This window comes from Lactonifactor longoviformis, assembly GCF_042848515.1.
In the GTDB taxonomy this organism is placed as follows: domain Bacteria; phylum Bacillota; class Clostridia; order Lachnospirales; family Lachnospiraceae; genus Lactonifactor; species Lactonifactor longoviformis.
On record NZ_AP031453.1, the window covers coordinates 4,142,831 to 4,160,013 of the forward strand.

Genomic DNA, 17,183 nt, shown 5'->3' on the forward strand with positions numbered 1-17,183 from the left:
CAGAATTACACCTGAATGTCAAATATTGTCGTTTTTTCATATTTCCGGAAAAGGCTTTAGGCTTCGCTCCAGAATACCCTTTATGTACGCAATCAGAATCCCATAATTTGTCATGGGGATCTTCTGATCCCTGGCGCAGGACATACGGTACTTCATCTCTCTCTCATTCAGCATACATCCTCCGCAGTGGACTATCAGTCTGTACTCTCCCAGCTCATCCGGAAACTCTGTCCCTGACGTAAACTCAAATTCCAGATTTTTCCCTGTATACTTCCGGATCCAGCCCGGGATTTTAACAGTGCCGATATCGTTGCACTGCCTGTGGTGGGTACACCCCTCACTGATCAGTATCTTATCCCCGTCCCTTAGCGTCTCCAGGCATTTTGCCCCCTCCACGTTGTCCTTAAGGCTGCCCTTATACCTGGCGAACAGAATGGAGAATGAGGTTAACAGAATATCCTCAGGGGTATCCTCAGATACCCGGTCAAACACCTGACTGTCCGTGATGACCAGTGCAGGCTTCTTTCCCAGCTGGTTCAAGGTATTTTTCAATTCATTTTCCTTTACTACTATGGAAACTGCATCAGATTCCAGAATATCACGGATCGTCTGCTGCTGTGGCAGGATCAGCCGCCCTTTGGGAGCTGCCTTGTCTATAGGAACAACAAGGACAATAAAGTCCGAGGGTTTTATGAGATCCCCCACAATCCTTCTCTCTTTGTCCTCCTTGCTTCCCTGTCTGGCAATCATCTCTTTAAGTTCACGGATATTGCTTCCATCTTTGGCGCTGACCCAGATCTCATTTTCTTTGACTGCAGCAGGTTCTTTGCACTGATCCGCCTTATTATAAGCCACAATAAAAGGAATTTCCTTTTTCCTAAATCTCTCAATCAGGGCCTCATCTTCCCTGGACTTGCCAAGGCTTCCGTCCACTACCAGGACTGCCACGTCCGTTTTATTCAGCACCTGATAGCTCCGCTTTACACGGAGCGCTCCCAGTTCTCCTTCGTCATCGATCCCCGGGGTGTCTATCACCATAACCGGTCCCATGGGAAGGAGTTCCATGGTCTTATATACAGGATCTGTAGTAGTTCCCCTTACCTGTGAGACGATTGCCAGATTCTGACCTGTCACTGCATTGATTACACTAGATTTTCCTGCATTTCTCCTCCCGAAGAAACCGATATGGATCCGTTCGGAAGCAGGGGTTTGATTCATGCCCATAGGTATCCCTCCAAATTCTGAATGATCTTTGCTGTTTTTTACATTATAGGCACAATGCTGTCAGAATGCAATTTCTTTTTATCTGCTGCTTTCCTCTATGAGATACTTCTTTTTTCTCAGCTCTTCTTCTATCATATCCAGTGTCTCCCTGCTGTCTGCCTCAATAGTATGCCAGTGTTTGCCGGAAGTAAGGTTTTTCAGCGGGCTTGACTTCCCGCCGGAGATGCCGGATACAAACTCCTGTACATTTCTCCGGGAGCTTACCCCAATAGGCGCCCTCAGGGAACCGTATACCTCGTGCCTGATAAAGACGTCAATCACCTTTCCTCCCAGATCTACAATGGTATTCAGTTCATCTTCAATCTCTTCATCCGCATGGCAGACCTCCACCACCCTGGTTACGGACACAGGCATATGAATCAGATATCCCTTCGTAGTCGAGAAGATATCATAATTGGCAGCCCGAAGGAGGGCAATGTCCTGTACTACCACCTGCCGGCTCACATGGAACCTTTTCGCCAGAGCGGTACCGGAGATCGGCACATCCGCTTCCTGTATTGCCTGCAATATTTCACTGCGTCTTTCTTCCCCAGTCATAGAAACTTCCTTTCTTTTTTATGTTTCTATACATTGGCTTTGCTGCCTGCTCTTTATAATGCATGAAGATTTTTGAGAGAAACGTCCAGGATGGGGGCAGAGTGGGTCAGGGCCCCGCTGGACACATAGTCTACCCCTATATCTGTTATCCTTTTAATGTTTTCCCTGGTAACATTGCCGGAGCATTCTGTCTCTGCTCTCCCTGCTGCCATCTCCACAGCCTTTTTCATCATCTCTGGGGACATATTATCCAGCATGATAATATCAGCCCCCGCATCCAGCGCCTCCTGCATCATTTCCAGGTTCTCAACCTCTATCTCTATCTTGCGGACAAACGGCGCATATTCCTTTGCCATCTGTACAGCCCTGGCAACGCCTCCCGCAGCTCCGATGTGGTTGTCTTTGATGAGGACGCCGTCGGAGAGATTATATCGGTGGTTATATCCTCCTCCTATTTTTACTGCGTATTTTTCAAAGATACGCATATTGGGTGTTGTCTTTCTGGTATCCAGCAGCTTCGTCCCGGTCCCCTTCAAAAGTTCAGCCACACTCCTTGTATAGGTGGCGATCCCGCTCATCCGCTGCAGAAAATTAAGGGCAGTCCTCTCCCCGGACAAAATGGCACGGATGTCCCCCTCCACAACAGCCAGGAGGTCTTTATCCTTTACCTCGTCTCCGTCTTTGCAGTACATAGTCACTTTGACAGACTCGTCCAAAAGCTGGAACACCCGCTTAAATACATCCATCCCCGCAATCACACCGTCCTGTTTGCATATAAGCTGCGCAGTCCCCTGCTTTGCCTCCCTCATAACTGCATTGGTGGTTACGTCTTCACTGGATATATCCTCTGCCAGTGCCTGGAGCAGCAGGTTATCCACATTTAGCTTGGTTGTGATTGGATTCATTCTCTTCTACCTCTCTGTTCTTCTTTTCTATTTCTTCCAGAATTGCCTTTTTCAGGCCTCCGAAATAATGTTCCTCATTCTCATAATCCTTTTGCCGTATCCCGTACGTACGCTCCAGCTCCCTCCAGTCCCGGCATCCCTGTCCCTGAGGGCTTTCTCCGGTTCCCGACAAAATTGCGCAGGCTGCGCGTTTTGCAAAAACAAGGCTCTCCAGCAGGGAATTGCTGGCCAGCCGGTTGGCGCCATGGACTCCATTGCAGCTGGTCTCGCCCGCTGCATAGAGATGCTTCATAGAAGTACGGCTGGACAGATCCACATCCACGCCTCCCATAAAATAATGCTGAGAAGGCACAACCGGAATCCATTCTTTTGTTACCTCATAGCCTTCCTCCCTGCACTTCTGGCAGATATTGGGGAACCTCTTCCACACATCGTGCCTGGTTATTGTCATCATAGACAGCCACACATACTGTGTTCCGTCCTTTTTCATCTGTTTCAAAATCTCTTTGGTCAGAAGATCCCGGGGCAGCAGTTCATTGACAAACCGCTCTCCCTTTTTGTTGTACAGGACCGCGCCTTCCCCCCTCACAGATTCGGAGATCAGGAACCGGCGTCCCTTCTTTTGGGAATATAAGGTTGTTGGGTGTATCTGCACATAATTCACATGCTCCAGAGCTACTCCCCTGCGAAGCGCGATCCCCAGGGCATCACCGGTGAGGTGGGGATAGTTTGTAGAATTGTCATAGATTCCCCCGATCCCTCCTGTAGCCCACAGCACATCCCGGGCAATGACAGGACGAAGGTCTCCCTTGCTGGTTTTCATCAGAATCCCCTCACAGCGGTTCTCTCTGGCAAGAATATCCATCATAGTAGTCCTGGTAAGTACGGTGATATTTTTCCTTTTTCTTACCTGGTTTAAAAGATGGGAGGTAATCTCTTTCCCGGTTATATCATCGTGATAAAGGATACGGTTCGTAGAATGGGCACCTTCCCTTGTGTAGAGAAGACTTCCGTCCTTCTGCGCAAATTCAACGCCATATTCTATCAGTTCTCGGATCACATCCCTGGAGGAACGAATCATAACATCCACAGATTCCCGCCGGTTCTCATAATGTCCTGCCCGGAGGGTATCCTCCATAAAGCTTTCGTAGTCCTCCTCCTCTTTTTGAACACAGATCCCTCCCTGCGCCAGAAAGGAATCGCTCTCTTCTAATTCCCCTTTGGTTATCATCAATATACTTTTGTCATCCGGCAGGTGCAGTGCCGCAAAGCAGCCTGCCACCCCTGTCCCCACTATGATGACATCATACTTCTCTTCCATACGGTCTCCTAACTATTTGGCCAGTTCCAGCATACGGATCAATGGCGCGTGTGCTTTCCTCCCAAATTCCTCCTCAAGTTCTATCCGGGGCTGTCCGCTTTCCAGTGCTCCGATAATCTTTTCAAGTGTTATCTTCTTCATATTCGGACATATCTGCGTGTTGCCGGCAGCGTAGAATCTCTTGTCCGGATTCCGTTTCTGAAGCTCATACATCACGCCCATTTCTGTCCCTATGATAAATTCCTTTGCATCACTCTCAGTGGCGTACTGTATGATCCCTGAAGTGCTTCCCACATAATCTGCCAGTTCTGTGATCTCTTCCCTGCACTCCGGATGCACCAGGATCTCTGCCTTAGGCCTTGACTCCTTAATCTTTTCCAGGTCTTCTCTCCGGATGGCGGTATGTACATGGCAATAGCCGTCGTTAAATATAAAGTTTTTTTCCGGCAGCTGACCTGCAATATACCGGCCCAGATTCTCATCGGGAATAAAATAGATATTTTTATTTGGCAGGGCTCTTACGATTTTAAGGGCATTGGAAGACGTCACACAGACGTCTGCGTGCGTTTTCAGTTCCGCTGTGGAATTCACGTAGCATACCACCGCCAGATCCCCGTATTTCTCACGCATTTCCCCGATCTTTTCTACTGCCGCCATATGAGCCATGGGACAGTCCGCATGGGCATCCGGAAGCAGTACAACCTTATCAGGATTCAGGATCTTTGCGCTCTCCCCCATAAAGGATACGCCGCACAGTACGATTGTTTTTTCCTTTACTTTCGTTGCAATCTCACTTAGATAGTAGGAGTCTCCAATATAGTCAGCGATCTCCTGTACCTCGTCTCTCACGTAATAGTGCGCCAATATAACAGCATCTTTCTCTTTTTTCAGCCGCTCAACAGCGGCCATCTTCTCATTCATACTTATCCTCCCATAAATTATCATATTGGCGTTAGTATATCACATGTTTTTACAGCTGACAAGACAGCTGTATTTCCAATATTTAAAAATGTAATAAAAACTCAATAAAACAGTCACGCTCTCTGCAATAGGCACTACCAGCCAGATCCCCCGCATCCCCCAAAAGCCCGGCAGAAGAAATACAAGTACTGCGTTGAGCACAATTCCCCGCAGCAGAGCAATGAAGAGTGAGTCCCTCGCCCGATCAATGGAAGCCAGGACTGCTGCGGCCACAATATTAAGACCCATGGTCAGAAAGGCGGTAAAATAAACCGGCATTCCTTTCGCCGCAATCTCTTCAAAAGCTGTATCCCCTCCCCCATTAAAAATGCCTATCAGCTCATGGGTGAAAAGGATCCCCGGCAGACAGCAGAGAACGCCCAGAATTCCTGCCAGAATCAGTGCACGCTTAACGTAGGAAAATACTGCTTTGCTATCCCCGCTCCCGTAGCCGCGGCTGACCAAAGGCTGAATCCCCTGGGCAATTCCATTAAAGATAGACATTACTATAATTGCCAGATTCGCTATCACCCCATAGGCGGCAACCCCTACACTTCCTGTCAGATTCAGAATCACATAATTAAACAGAAGGATTACAATCCCGGAGGAAATCTCTGTGACAAAGGAGGCGCCTCCCAGGGACATCAGCTTCACCAGCGCTTTTCCCTGGAACCGGCACTTCACCGGGCGGAATTGGTTCTTTCCCTTCCAGATATGGGCAGATGCCACCAGCATGCTGAACAGAGGAGCCAGCCCTGTTGCAAACGCAGCGCCGAACATCCCCCATCCAAACCCAAAGATAAAAAGTGTATCCAATAGTATATTGCTGAAACTGCCTGTCAGCATGGCAGCCATGGCCAGCCTGGGATTCCTGTCATTTCTCACAAAACAAACCAGAACATTGTTAAACAGGAAGGGGACAGAGAAAGCCAGAAGCGTCCTCATATAAGGGATCAGACATTCCATAACCTTCCCTTCTGCCCCCAAAAGTTCCCCCAGCGGCCTCGTGAAGGCTACACCAGATACCGTAAAAAGAACCCCCAGGATAAGCGCCGTCCTGCAGGCTCTGGTAAAAGCAATGTCGGCTTTTTGTCCCTGCCCCATCCCCTGCTCCATGGAATACAAGGTGGCGCCTCCCATCCCCAGCATCAGACCCACACCGTTTACCAGTGAATACACAGGTATTACAAGGTTAAGGGCTGCCAGGCCGTCGCTTCCCACTCCGTTTGCGATGCAAAGAGTATCCACAAAGACAAAGCATGACAGACCTATCATGCTTAAAATATTAAAGGACACGTATTTCCAAAAGGCTCCCGGTCCCAATTCTGCTTTTTGCTTCATCGTTCTTTCTCCTTTTCTACTTCCGAATTATATGCTGCCGCCCCACGAACAGAAAAAGCATCAGTCCCGGATTCCCTCTGGCCTGCTGGAATCCGTGCCTGATGCTCCTATACCTGCATCTATCCGGCGATAGATACGGGCAGCATAATCTTTTCATTTAATCTCAGGAATGTATTATAGCAAATTTACTGTATTCTTGCAACAATTTCATTTGCTTTTTTATAAACTGCTTCCGCCTCTGTACCGATAGTAAAACATCCGTCCTCATATAAAATTCGTCCGTTTACCATAGTCAGCTTAATATTCTGTTTGCTTCCGCTGTATACCAGATTCTTGGTGATACAGTTGAGAGGCTGCATATTGGGCTGGTGAAGATCCACAAGGATCAAATCTGCCAGCTTCCCTTCCTCCAGAGTGTCACACTCCAGAAGCCCCATGGCTCTTGCACCCCCAACGGTAGCCATATACAATACCTGGTTGGCATCCACCACTGACGCATCCCTCTCCCGAATCTTTGCCAGACCTGTGGTGAGAAACATCTCCCGGAACATATCCAGGCAGTTGTTGCTGGCCGGGCCATCTGTTCCTATGGCCATGGGAATCCCCATATCCAGCATTTTCTTTACCGGAGGAATTCCGCTGGCCAGTTTTACGTTGGAGCCCGGATTGGTTATGGCATACAATCCCCGCTTTTTGAATATCCTTAAATCTTCTTCTGTCATATGAACGCAATGGTATCCCCCTCCGCCATAGTCAAAGAGCCCCAGGCTGTCCAGGTATTGGGTGGGGGTCATATGATTTCTGTCAAGACACTGCTGTACCTCCGTCAGGCTTTCGGAATTGTGGGTATATACAGGCGCCTTATATTTATGGGCAAGTTCGGCCAGACCAGCCAAAAGCTTTTCTGATGTGGTATATTCTGCATGAAATCCCAGCTGGAAGGAGATAAGCGGATGATAATGGTTATACTCGCAGTACCACTCTTCCATCTCCTCCAAAGACTGGGTGAAATCGTTCATTCCTCCTGTTATGACTGTACGGAAGCCGCAGGCAACCGAAGCTTCTGCAATGGTGTCCGGCGTCAGATACATATCAAAATTCGCCGTGATTCCGCTGGTCAGATATTCCATAATAGCCAGCTTTGACAAATGGCAGATATCCTCCGGTGTTAATTTGGCCTCCCTGGGGAATACCTGCTTATTCAGCCAGTCCAGAAGCGGCATGTCATCTGCATAGGAACGCAGAAACGTCATGGCAGAATGGGTGTGGGCATCTTTAAAGCCGGGCATAATCAGATTTCCGTCTCCGTCTATCTCCCTGTCCCATTCCTCCCGGGTATGTTTTTCTTCCCCCACGTAAGCAATTCGGTTTCCCTTTATCTGAACTTCTCCGCGGGTAACCCGGAAATCATCAGCCATAGTCAGAATTCTTACATTATAAAAGCGTATCTTCATTTTGTCCCTCCTCATTTTTCCGGAATATTGTCCGGCATACGATCCTTCTCTGTCTGTGTGTTTACCCTTATTTTTCCACATCCCGGGGGATTATGCAACTTATTTGCCGCAAATTTCTGTCAGGTCTGCCATCCATATTTTTACATAACTGCGCTTGCAAAAGTAGGAAGCCCGTAGTAAGATTATTTTTAACGCAGCGAGAAACATCAAAGTATAACAAGGAGCAAGTAATGAACACCCCCAAAACAAGAGATTTTCTCTTAGACAACTATAAAGCCCTGCTTATATTTCTTGTAGTAGTGGGACACTTTATAGAAGAGGGATACGATTCCAACCCCTTTTTATATGAGCTGAAATGGTTTATCGTATCCTTTCATATGCCGGCATTTATCTTCGTATCAGGATACTTTTCCAAGAAACAGACATCTCCGGGAAAACTGATGCAAAAGCTTATCATTCCCTACCTGGTATATGAACTCATGTATTACCTGTTATATACTCTAATCCTACATAAAGAGACAAAGCTATATCTGTTATATCCAAAATTTTCACTGTGGTATCTCATGGCACTGTTTGTCTGGCGGCTTTTAACGCCTTATATCCGCAGGATCCCGGCTGCCATCCATATGCCCTTTGCCATCCTGGCAGGCATTCTCATGGGATGCAGCAGCATGGACGACAACTTCCTGTCCATACCCCGGATTGTGGTATTCTACCCCTTTTTCCTGGCAGGCATTCATTTTAACAGAGAGTGGCTTACAAAATACAGAAATAACATAACAAAAGTCCTGGCGGGTCTGCTTTTGTGCCTTGGAGGCGTCTTCCTGTATGCCGATCCCATACACCGAAGTCTCTCTCCCAAGATATTCTACGGAAGATACAACTACGAATATCTGGAATTGTCAGATATGGACGGGATGTGCATCCGCCTGCTCTGCTATGGGATCTCCTTTGCCCTGACCTATCTCCTCATGTTCCTGATACCGGACAGGAAAATCTTCTGTTCCAGTCTGGGCAACCGTACCATGTCCATCTATTTGTTCCATGGTTTGGCCTACTCCAGCTTTAAGCAGGCCACCGATCTGTTGGAACATATCTATACCTGGTGGGAAACTCTGGCTCTGTTCGGATTCTGTGTCTGCCTGGTGTGGGTATTTTCCAGGAAGCCATTTGTAGAATTTACCAACGAAGTGGCAAGGATAGAATTGCCTAAAGGACCCAGAGGACCCGGGAAAAAGTACAAAAGGGGCAAAAAGGGGACGTGTACTTTCTAGAAAGTACACGTCCCCTTTTGGGACTCAGGGTGTCCCTTTTTAAGACTGCCCTGTCCCTTTTTTGATTTTTAACAGGTTGCTCCTCCCACCAGATGCAGTTTTGCATCCAGGATTTCCTGCTTTCTTTCCATAAGTCCATTCCCCATAAGTTGTTCTTCCACGTTCTCAAAGCCTAGTCTTTCAATGGTGGAAGCAAACCGTTCCCCTGTTTTTCCCTGCTCCCGGTACAGGAGAATTACTTTTTCTATTATTTCCATTAACTCTTCTTTGGAGGTAAATACTTTTGACAGCGGCTGTCCCAGAGCGATCCGTTTGCCCCATCTCCCCCCCAGGTAGATTTTGTATCCGACTTTGCCGTCTTCAATGGCATCAAAGTTGCACTTTCCTACACAGAGGCCGCAGTTTGTACATTTCTCTTTGTCGATCTCCAGTACCCCGTCAACAAGCTTGGCTGCCTGTGGCGGACAGACTTTCTCCACCGGACATTTTTTACAGCCGTTGCAGCTATCTTCGTCATAGTTTGGAATCAGCTGTCCCACAATTCCAAGATCGTTCAGATCCGGCTTTACGCAGTTGTTGGGACATCCGCCTACAGCTATTTTGAACTTGTGCGGAAGTTTTACTTTTTCATAGCCTTTATAGAATTTCTCATGGATCTCTTCTGAAATTGCGTATGTATCAATTAACCCGTATTGGCAGGTAGTACCCTTACAGGATACTACCGGACGTACTTTGGACCCGGTTCCTCCGGTTTCCAGTCCGGCTTTTGCAATGTAGGCCCGAAACTCTTCAATCTTATCAAATGGAATCCCCTGTATTTCTACCGTCAGACGGGTAGTATATACCACATTTCCATTCCCAAATAATTTTGCAGCCTCTCCCAGACAGATCTGCTGCTCTGCTGTGATCTTTCCATTTTTTGTGATAATTCTGCCTGAAAAGTTATCTGTGCCTTTGTTGCTTAAAAATCCCAGACCTTTTACTCTTTTTTCCTCTTCCGGGCTAATTGTTAATGTTGCCATTCTGTATTTCCTCCTATTTTTACATTTATTCTATATTAATTTTAATACAGCGACCTCTAAATAGATACCCTTTTTAAAAGAATTTCTCTTAAAAATCTGATCCGTTAAAAATAGTTCCTCCCTCAAGTGCCTTGGTGTTGGTATATCCATAGTATTTCAGACGGTTCTGAAGCATATATGCTCTCTTTCCTTTAGAGCAGACCAGAAGCAGTTTATCGTCTTTTCCAAACTGAGGAAGTTCCCCGTTTACACTGGAGAGGTCTACATAGACTGCGTTCTCCAGCGACGGCTGAATGGAAACATCGATCACCTGATATCCGTCGGCCGCACCCTCTCTGTACTGTACAGGTGTAAAGGTATCAAATTCACCTTCCATCTTATTGAGAAGAACATTTACGGTATGTTCAAAGGGATGAATGGCAGTGGAAAACGGCGGTGCGTAGGCAAAGTCAAGATGCTCCAAATCATCTACTGTCGCATTCATACTTAATGCCATCACAGCAATATCCACCATCTTATCCACGGCGCCGATTCCCAGGCACTGGATACCCAAGAACTTTCTGGACTTCGCATCTGCCACTAATTTGACAATGAAGCTGGAAGCCCCCGGGTAATAGTGGGCTTTGTCATCCACTACTGCCATAACGCTGACTGGTTGGAATCCCGCTTTTGCCGCATCTGTCTCGGAAAGTCCTGTCCGCCCTGCATTCAGTCCCGGAAGTTTTACAATTCCAGTTCCAAGAACCCCCGGGTAGGCAACCTTTTCACCGGCAATATTTTTAGCGGCGATTCTTCCTTCGATATTTGCAGAGGATCCCATAGGAGACCAGGCAGCTGCCTTTGTCAGACGGTTGCAGACCATGGCACAGTCCCCCAGCGCGTAGATATTCTCATCGTTCGTCTGCAGATACTCATTCACCTTAATGGTTCGGTTTGGCATCATCTCAATTCCTGTATCCGCCAGAAAGCCTGTGTTTGCACGGATTCCCAGAGACATAACAATAGCGTCTGCCTTCATGGCCTTGCGGCTGGTCTGTACCTTTTCCACCTTATCTGTACCCAAAATGGCCTCCAGCTTTGTACTGGTAAATGCCATGATTCCCTCATCCGCCAGATGGTCCTCCACGTACTCTGTAATCTCCGGATCAAATCCCGGCATAATATGCTCCGCCATATCAATGACAGACACCTTTACCCCTTTTTCCTTCAGATTCTCTGCCACCTCGAGCCCGATAAAGCCGCCTCCGGCTACTACTGCACGCTTAATGCTTCCACCGTCCACTGCAGCTTTTAAAGCATCCGCATCCTCCGGCGTACGCATAAAAAATACATTCTCCAGGTCAATCCCCTCGATGGGAGGTTTTACGGGGGACGCTCCTGTAGAAATCACCAGTTTATCATATGTATACACTTTTACTTCACCGGTTTCCACATTTACCCCAGTCACGCACTTTTTATCTCTGTCTAAGCCAGTCACTTCAATCCCTGTCAGGACCTCTGTTCCTGTAAGTTTTGCAAAGCTCTCCGGTGTATTCGCAATCAGCAAATCCCTGTCCTGGATCACATTTCCCACATAATAAGGAAGACCGCAGCCTGCATAAGAGATCTCTTTGCTCATTGTTAAAATCGTAACCTCAGCACTTCTGTCCAATCGTTTTAATTTTGCTGCAACCTTTGTACCGGCTGCTACCCCGCCAATAATTAATACTTTCACAAAAATACGCCTCTTTTCTTTTATTTTGCAGTTCCAGTGTTTCTGCCGTCTGCATTCCGGCTTTTTTATCTATTCCTATGATAACACTTGATTTATCATAGGTAAACTAATATAATACTATATAAAACATAGGAATTACCTATATGTTATTGTATTGGATAAGGAGGCCATTTATGACAATCAGACATCTGAAAGTATTTATAGAAGTGGCAGAAAAAGGAAAGATGAGCGCAGCGGCAGAGGCGCTTTATATCACCCAGCCCTCTGTCAGCCAGGCTATCCGCGAACTGGAAGAGCACTACACCACCCTACTGTTTGAGCGGCTGTCGAAACGGCTGTATATTACAGAGGCAGGAAAACTTCTCTACGGATATGCCAAACAAGTCGTCTCTCAGTTTGACCTGATGGAAGATAATATGGTGCCGAATAATCTGAAAGAAAAACTCAGGATCGGAGCCACCCTCACCGTTGGGGGCAGTATCCTGTCCCCTCTTGTAAAAGACTTTCGGGAAGATCATCCGGAAATAAATATTTTTGCCTGTGTAGATAATACGCAGGACATTGAACAGAAATTACTGAATATGGAGCTGGATGTAGCCATTGTGGAAGGGCAGGTAAAGCACCATGATCTGGTGTCTGTTCCTCTTATCAAAGACCGTCTGGTCCTGGCATGCAGCAATGAGCATCCCTTTGCTGGCAGGGCCTCCGTGTCGATTCACGAGCTGGAGGGACAAGAATTCGTTATGCGGGAGCCGGGAAGCGGAACCAGAGAGCTTTTCGAAAAATATCTTGAAAAACATAAGATAAAGATCCATACTGTCTTTGAGGAGCACTCTCCGGATTCCATCCGAAAAGCGGTTTTAATTAACAATTGTCTTACCGTAATCTCACCCCGTCTGCTGGAGTCGGAGCTTCGGGAAAATAAGGTATACATATTTGTCAATGCCCGCCAGGACTGGAACCGGTCTTTCAGCTTTGTATACCACAAAGACAAATTCCTGACCCCTTCCATCCGGCACCTTCAGGATCTGGTGACCAGTTACGGGGAACACGAGGTCCTGGCCGACATTCCGGCCGGACGTCTCACAGCATCTGCATAAATTGGAGGTTATAAATGAATACCATTGATCTAAATGAACGCTATAAAAAAATCTGCAGCTATTATGGTGCCGCCATTATCCTGGCCGGTATCCTGACAGGAATCTATAATATAATAAATTCTACGTCCTATTACGTAATGCTGGCCTTTTCCTTCTGCGCCTTTGCCTTCATACCTTTTATATTTAACAAGGTATTTCGCCTTCGCCCGGCCTATATTATACACTTTGCCATCTACGCCTTCTCTACACTTGCATTTGGCATCGGCATGATTTTAAACGGCTACCACCTGGTACCCGGCTATGACAAGTTTGTACATTTTTTATCGGGTATTGTTTTTACTCTTATCGGGTGCTGTATTTTCTACATCTTTAAGCCAAGAAAAAAGCTGGAGAGAGAGGATGCCCCCCTCACCAGTCTCTTTTCCCTCTGTTTCTCTCTGGCTGTAGCCTGCTTCTGGGAAATTTTTGAATACGTTATTAACTTTATTCTGCACAATGACCCCCAGAATGTATTTACCACCGGGGTAAATGATACCATGCAGGATATCATCGCCTGCCTGCTCGGCTCCCTTGCCGTTGCCTTCAGCCTCTGGCGCTTTCTGGCTAAGGGCAGGGAAAATTTCTTCTCAAGGATCCTGCAGAGCTTCTGCGATATAAATTTAACAGCCCGTTAAGAAAGGAGAATTATTATGGGTGAACTATCTAAACTTCCCAACATCGGCCCGGCCGTCGAGGCACAGCTGGAAGAAGTGGGCATTACCACACCGGAGCAGCTGAGAGAAACCGGCAGCCGGCAGGCATGGCTGAAGATTAAGGCCATCGACGCTTCTGCCTGTATCCACAGACTTTACGCACTGGAAGGTGCAGTCCTGGGGATTAAGAAAAGCCAGCTTCCGCCGGACACAAAAGCAGAGTTATCAGAATTCTACCGGCAATTCAAGTGATCTGATATCTGCTGTAGCGCCTGCACCCTTTCACCACACAGAATATGGTTACAATAGCTACAATTCCGTATTCACTCCACCGGAACACAGCTGATGCGCTGGACAGTTCTGCCATGGGCATAAAAAGGGTTAGGGAGCCAATGATTCCCCGGAAGAGGATTACGATTCTGGAGGGACCCAGCATAGTAAATATTATACTGTACATTATCAGGGGAAGCACATAAAAGAACAGGGACCACAGGAGGGATTGAAAAGTCTGCCGGCACCGGGACGAGATAAAAAGTGTAATCCCTCCGGTCCCCATGTTGGCCAGAAACCCTGCCAGAAAGTATCTCAAAAGCAGTCCCCCCGCCGCTCCCCTGGAGGCTCCCATATAATATAAATCAGGGAAAACCAGCTCTCCGCTTGCCCTTAATCCCTCTGTGCCGTAAACCCCTGCGAAAACGGCGAAAAGCGCCCCGGACACCGCCAGATAAAGAATACCCGTAAGTCCCAGCACCGCCCCCGCCTTACAGACGGCATTTTTCCCTCTCCCATACGCAGTTGTCATCAGCACATTTACCGTCCCAAGGGCATACTCCTCTGAAAATACGGGTGCTGCCGCAATCACCGTCAGCACAGCCAGAATCAGTCTGGCCATCATATGCATTTCCAGAAAGTCACTTCCCCACACATCCCCGTATGCATACTCCAATCCCCCATCCATCAGCGCACTGATTTCCGGAACATCCTGTGCCCTCACCAGCGCAGGGAATTCTGCTCCCCATCTTCGGGTAGAAAGGTACTCTGTCACAAACCGGTTGCAGGCATTCTCGTAATATCCCTTTTTGGTATCTCCTGTCTTCGGATCTGTCTGCAGGCTGTCTGCATATTCTGTCCACCCAAATGCGGCAATAATGTTCTCAGCCTTTTGGCGGGTTAGGGGACCTTCATAGTTTTTGGCTGTCTCCAGATTCTTTTCAATGGCCTCCATCCTCCGGTAACAGATGCCGTCCTCATATACATACTCTCCCCCCAGAACACCCGTCCAAAAATAAAACCCCAAAAACAGAAGCCCTGCAAAGAGTCCCAGATACAATATTTTCCTGGTACAAATCTTATAAATTTCTGTCTGCAGTATCTTCATACGCTCCCCCTTTCCTCCTCTGTAAAATACAGATAGACATCTTCCAGGCCCGGTTCCGCCGGCACTGCATTTGCACAGGGCTTATCCACCGAAAGCATGCGGAGTCTTACCTGGTTATCCACATTTTTAAGATTACTTACCGGATACTTTTCTGTATAATCCCCCACTTTGTCCCCGGGTATCAGACATTCCCATACACAGCCATTCATCCTCTTTACCAGCTCTTCCGGAGTGCCGCTCCCTATGATCTTACCTTTTTTCATAAGGAGAATTTCGTCTGCGATATAGGCCACATCTGCCACAATGTGGGTAGACAGAATTACAATCCGGTTTTTACCCAGGGAGCTGATAATATTTCGGAAACGGATGCGCTCTCTGGGATCCAGACCGGAGGTAGGCTCATCCAGGATCAGAATCTCGGGATCGTTGAGCAGCGCCTGGGCAATCCCCAGCCTTCTCACCATTCCCCCGGAAAAGGTTTTTATCTTCTGCCTTTCCTCACCTTCCAGCCCTACCAGCTTTAAGAGTTCCCGGCACCTCTCCCGGGCCAGCTCCTTGGGCAGAGCTTTCAGTGACGCAAGGTACATCAGATACCGCCAGGCGGTAAACTCCGGGTAATACCCGAATTCCTGCGGCAGATATCCCAAAAGACGTCTGTATTCCCTCCCCATATTCCGTATAGGAATCCCGCTGCAGACAATCTCTCCCTCCCCTGGAGGGAGAAGATTGCATATCATTCGCAGCAGGGTGGTTTTTCCCGCACCGTTTTCCCCCAGCAGACCATATACCCCGTTTACAAACGAGACACTAATGTGATCTACCGCTATTTTCTCCTTATACTGTTTCGTGATCCGATCCAACTTTAACTCCAGCATATTTTCTCTCCTCCCACAGACAGTTTCTTAAACAGAGAATGCAGCTCCAGTGCCAGAAGAACCACTCCTATCAGGAACACTCCCCCCCATACCGGCAGATAGATTTGCCGGTACACACCTGGAAATGCCCCGGGTATCATGGCTGCCAGGCCCATAAAGACTGCAGCCGTGATCTGAGGCCACTTCTTCCCCATGTTTCTGCCCCAGAACAACAGAAGCAGGTAGCACCCGTGGGAAAGCACAAAGGGAACAAGAATATACAGACAAAGGGCCAAAATTCCAAAATCTGTTTTTCTGGAAAGCCCGCCTATCACCCCTGTAAGAATAGCAACGTTTATACTCCCCGAGAGTACCATTTTAATTCCCCAGAGCTGTCCCAGATTAAAATAGCAGCTCTCCTCCAGCTCTCCCATCTGACAGGACTGGCTTCTGCCAAGTTCCATCACAGTCACTATTCCGATGCTTGCTGCCAGAACGGAAGCGTAGAACAGGTAGGGGACATCCTCCCGGGAAAGGTTTCCCAACAGCAGAAATACGAGTATCCCTACTCCAGCAAAGGCCCCCTGGCCAATCCAATACCCCCTGGAAATGTAGGCCAGCTGGCTTTTCAATATCTCCAGCCAGGAGGGACAGTATACCAGTCTCTTTTGGGCGGCAGCCTCCTGTATTTTGTAAAGGGACTCCTTTTTCTTTATGGGATCCACCGAAAGTTCCGGAAGCTTGATTTTGTCATTCCCCATAAAAGTCCTCCTTTCTCAGCATTCTTTTCAGTTTCTCTGTTCCCTGTTTCATCCGGGATTTTACGGTGGAGATCCCTGCCCCTGTGACCGCTCCGATTTCCCTGTAGGTAAGACCGCTGCAGCAGTGCAGAACAATTACCTCCCGCTGCATAGGAGGCAGGCAAAGCAACGCCTCCCGCACCTTCTCTATCCGCTCAGCCTCCAAGACCTTCTCACTGGCAGCGTCTCCGCCTACAGACTCTCCCTCCGGATTCAGAGGCGAATCCCAAGGCACTGTCCTCCTCTTTTTCTCACAGTGAAAATAGTCCCGGCATACATTCATGGCAATGGCAAGAAGATACCCCTTCAGATTCTTGTGGCGGTAATGATCCACATACCGTATGAATCGGAGGAAGGTCTCCTGGGCAAGATCATAAGACTGATCCGGGCTGCCGGTCTGATAGCAGCAGAAGCGGTATATGTCATCGTAGTACTTTTCAGCAATGGTATTCAGGTATTCCTTTCTGCCCTGCCGGATCTGCTCAATCATCTGGCCGTCATCCATAAAACATTCCTCCTTATTCCCTTTAACTATATAACTGCCATA

The 17,183-nt window shown here is 47.7% G+C and carries 17 protein-coding genes; 4 read left to right on the forward strand and 13 right to left on the reverse strand.

What is annotated here, in order from left to right; all coding sequences use genetic code 11:
- Positions 1–36 precede the first annotated feature (36 nt).
- The 7 genes from hydF to ACGHCT_RS18940 all read right to left on the reverse strand — a co-directional run bounded on the left by hydF (position 37) and on the right by ACGHCT_RS18940 (position 7,802).
- Positions 37–1,224 (reverse strand): [FeFe] hydrogenase H-cluster maturation GTPase HydF, encoded by a 1,188-nt coding sequence (hydF, locus tag ACGHCT_RS18910; protein ID WP_390437233.1) that lies wholly within the window; start codon positions 1,222–1,224, stop codon positions 37–39.
- Between the two features lie 78 nt (positions 1,225–1,302).
- The gene (locus tag ACGHCT_RS18915; RefSeq protein WP_072851573.1) at positions 1,303–1,821 is read right to left on the reverse strand and encodes a transcription repressor NadR; all 519 of its coding nucleotides are present in this window, start codon (positions 1,819–1,821) and stop codon (positions 1,303–1,305) included.
- A gap of 53 nt (positions 1,822–1,874) precedes the next feature.
- Complete coding sequence (nadC, locus tag ACGHCT_RS18920; RefSeq protein WP_072851571.1) at positions 1,875–2,726, reverse strand: carboxylating nicotinate-nucleotide diphosphorylase; 852 nt, start codon at positions 2,724–2,726, stop codon at positions 1,875–1,877.
- Positions 2,692–4,047, reverse strand: coding sequence for an L-aspartate oxidase (locus tag ACGHCT_RS18925; protein ID WP_390437234.1), 1,356 nt, complete (start codon positions 4,045–4,047; stop codon positions 2,692–2,694). Before ACGHCT_RS18925 ends, nadC begins: the two co-directional genes overlap by 35 nt.
- Positions 4,048–4,059: 12 nt before the next feature.
- Positions 4,060–4,968: a quinolinate synthase NadA gene (gene nadA, locus ACGHCT_RS18930; protein ID WP_187143913.1), complete on the reverse strand. Its 909-nt coding sequence runs from the start codon at positions 4,966–4,968 to the stop codon at positions 4,060–4,062.
- Positions 4,969–5,007: 39 nt separating this feature from the next.
- Positions 5,008–6,348 carry an MATE family efflux transporter gene (locus ACGHCT_RS18935; RefSeq protein WP_390437235.1) on the reverse strand — a complete coding sequence of 447 codons (1,341 nt, stop codon included), beginning with the start codon at positions 6,346–6,348 and terminating at the stop codon, positions 5,008–5,010.
- Positions 6,349–6,533: 185 nt separating this feature from the next.
- The gene (locus ACGHCT_RS18940) at positions 6,534–7,802 is read right to left on the reverse strand and encodes an amidohydrolase family protein (protein WP_390437236.1); all 1,269 of its coding nucleotides are present in this window, start codon (positions 7,800–7,802) and stop codon (positions 6,534–6,536) included.
- Positions 7,803–8,032: 230 nt separating this feature from the next.
- Between ACGHCT_RS18940 and ACGHCT_RS18945 the strand changes: the two genes are divergently transcribed.
- Positions 8,033–9,076, forward strand: a complete 1,044-nt coding sequence (locus ACGHCT_RS18945; RefSeq protein ID WP_072851559.1) for an acyltransferase family protein — start codon at positions 8,033–8,035, stop codon at positions 9,074–9,076.
- A 68-nt stretch (positions 9,077–9,144) separates the two neighbouring features.
- On the opposite strand, the gene ACGHCT_RS18950 is transcribed toward ACGHCT_RS18945, so the two are convergent.
- Entirely contained in the window at positions 9,145–10,098 is a 954-nt protein-coding gene (locus tag ACGHCT_RS18950) for a 4Fe-4S binding protein (RefSeq protein WP_072851556.1), read from the reverse strand.
- A gap of 88 nt (positions 10,099–10,186) precedes the next feature.
- The gene (locus ACGHCT_RS18955; protein ID WP_072851553.1) at positions 10,187–11,812 is read right to left on the reverse strand and encodes an FAD-dependent oxidoreductase; all 1,626 of its coding nucleotides are present in this window, start codon (positions 11,810–11,812) and stop codon (positions 10,187–10,189) included.
- A gap of 173 nt (positions 11,813–11,985) precedes the next feature.
- On the opposite strand from ACGHCT_RS18955, the gene ACGHCT_RS18960 reads away from it, so the two are divergent.
- The 3 genes from ACGHCT_RS18960 to ACGHCT_RS18970 are packed head-to-tail and all read left to right on the forward strand — an operon-like array spanning position 11,986 to position 13,856.
- Positions 11,986–12,912, forward strand: a complete 927-nt coding sequence (locus ACGHCT_RS18960; RefSeq protein WP_390437237.1) for a LysR substrate-binding domain-containing protein — start codon at positions 11,986–11,988, stop codon at positions 12,910–12,912.
- Positions 12,913–12,926: 14 nt separating this feature from the next.
- Positions 12,927–13,586 carry a DUF2238 domain-containing protein gene (locus tag ACGHCT_RS18965; protein WP_072851546.1) on the forward strand — a complete coding sequence of 220 codons (660 nt, stop codon included), beginning with the start codon at positions 12,927–12,929 and terminating at the stop codon, positions 13,584–13,586.
- Positions 13,587–13,601: 15 nt separating this feature from the next.
- Complete coding sequence (locus ACGHCT_RS18970; protein ID WP_072851543.1) at positions 13,602–13,856, forward strand: TfoX/Sxy family protein; 255 nt, start codon at positions 13,602–13,604, stop codon at positions 13,854–13,856.
- Here ACGHCT_RS18970 and ACGHCT_RS18975 read toward each other — a convergent pair.
- From ACGHCT_RS18975 to ACGHCT_RS18990, 4 genes are read right to left on the reverse strand one after another with little or no spacing between them, the layout of a single operon-like run.
- Positions 13,849–14,982, reverse strand: coding sequence for a hypothetical protein (locus tag ACGHCT_RS18975; RefSeq protein ID WP_390437238.1), 1,134 nt, complete (start codon positions 14,980–14,982; stop codon positions 13,849–13,851). The genes ACGHCT_RS18970 and ACGHCT_RS18975 overlap by 8 nt on opposite strands.
- Positions 14,979–15,854, reverse strand: coding sequence for an ABC transporter ATP-binding protein (locus ACGHCT_RS18980; protein ID WP_390440222.1), 876 nt, complete (start codon positions 15,852–15,854; stop codon positions 14,979–14,981). Before ACGHCT_RS18980 ends, ACGHCT_RS18975 begins: the two co-directional genes overlap by 4 nt.
- A complete protein-coding gene (locus ACGHCT_RS18985; protein ID WP_072851535.1) occupies positions 15,845–16,597 on the reverse strand; it encodes a hypothetical protein in 753 nt (250 codons plus the stop codon). The genes ACGHCT_RS18980 and ACGHCT_RS18985 overlap by 10 nt, the downstream gene beginning before the upstream one ends.
- Positions 16,587–17,141 carry an RNA polymerase sigma factor gene (locus ACGHCT_RS18990; RefSeq protein WP_072851532.1) on the reverse strand — a complete coding sequence of 185 codons (555 nt, stop codon included), beginning with the start codon at positions 17,139–17,141 and terminating at the stop codon, positions 16,587–16,589. The genes ACGHCT_RS18985 and ACGHCT_RS18990 overlap by 11 nt, the downstream gene beginning before the upstream one ends.
- Positions 17,142–17,183: the final 42 nt, after the last annotated feature.

Bases quoted from the DNA above. Each gene is read 5' to 3' on its own strand.
- ACGHCT_RS18940 (WP_390437236.1), bottom strand. From the start codon at position 7,802: ATGAAGATACGCTTTTATAATGTAAGAATTCTGACTATGGCTGATGAT.
- ACGHCT_RS18975 (WP_390437238.1), bottom strand. From the start codon at position 14,982: ATGAAGATACTGCAGACAGAAATTTATAAGATTTGTACCAGGAAAATA.
- ACGHCT_RS18965 (WP_072851546.1), top strand. From the start codon at position 12,927: ATGAATACCATTGATCTAAATGAACGCTATAAAAAAATCTGCAGCTAT.
- ACGHCT_RS18945 (WP_072851559.1), top strand. From the start codon at position 8,033: ATGAACACCCCCAAAACAAGAGATTTTCTCTTAGACAACTATAAAGCC.
- ACGHCT_RS18960 (WP_390437237.1), top strand. From the start codon at position 11,986: ATGACAATCAGACATCTGAAAGTATTTATAGAAGTGGCAGAAAAAGGA.
- nadA (WP_187143913.1), bottom strand. From the start codon at position 4,968: ATGAATGAGAAGATGGCCGCTGTTGAGCGGCTGAAAAAAGAGAAAGAT.
- nadC (WP_072851571.1), bottom strand. From the start codon at position 2,726: ATGAATCCAATCACAACCAAGCTAAATGTGGATAACCTGCTGCTCCAG.
- ACGHCT_RS18990 (WP_072851532.1), bottom strand. From the start codon at position 17,141: ATGGATGACGGCCAGATGATTGAGCAGATCCGGCAGGGCAGAAAGGAA.
- ACGHCT_RS18970 (WP_072851543.1), top strand. From the start codon at position 13,602: ATGGGTGAACTATCTAAACTTCCCAACATCGGCCCGGCCGTCGAGGCA.
- ACGHCT_RS18950 (WP_072851556.1), bottom strand. From the start codon at position 10,098: ATGGCAACATTAACAATTAGCCCGGAAGAGGAAAAAAGAGTAAAAGGT.
- ACGHCT_RS18985 (WP_072851535.1), bottom strand. From the start codon at position 16,597: ATGGGGAATGACAAAATCAAGCTTCCGGAACTTTCGGTGGATCCCATA.
- ACGHCT_RS18935 (WP_390437235.1), bottom strand. From the start codon at position 6,348: ATGAAGCAAAAAGCAGAATTGGGACCGGGAGCCTTTTGGAAATACGTG.
- ACGHCT_RS18925 (WP_390437234.1), bottom strand. From the start codon at position 4,047: ATGGAAGAGAAGTATGATGTCATCATAGTGGGGACAGGGGTGGCAGGC.
- ACGHCT_RS18915 (WP_072851573.1), bottom strand. From the start codon at position 1,821: ATGACTGGGGAAGAAAGACGCAGTGAAATATTGCAGGCAATACAGGAA.
- hydF (WP_390437233.1), bottom strand. From the start codon at position 1,224: ATGGGCATGAATCAAACCCCTGCTTCCGAACGGATCCATATCGGTTTC.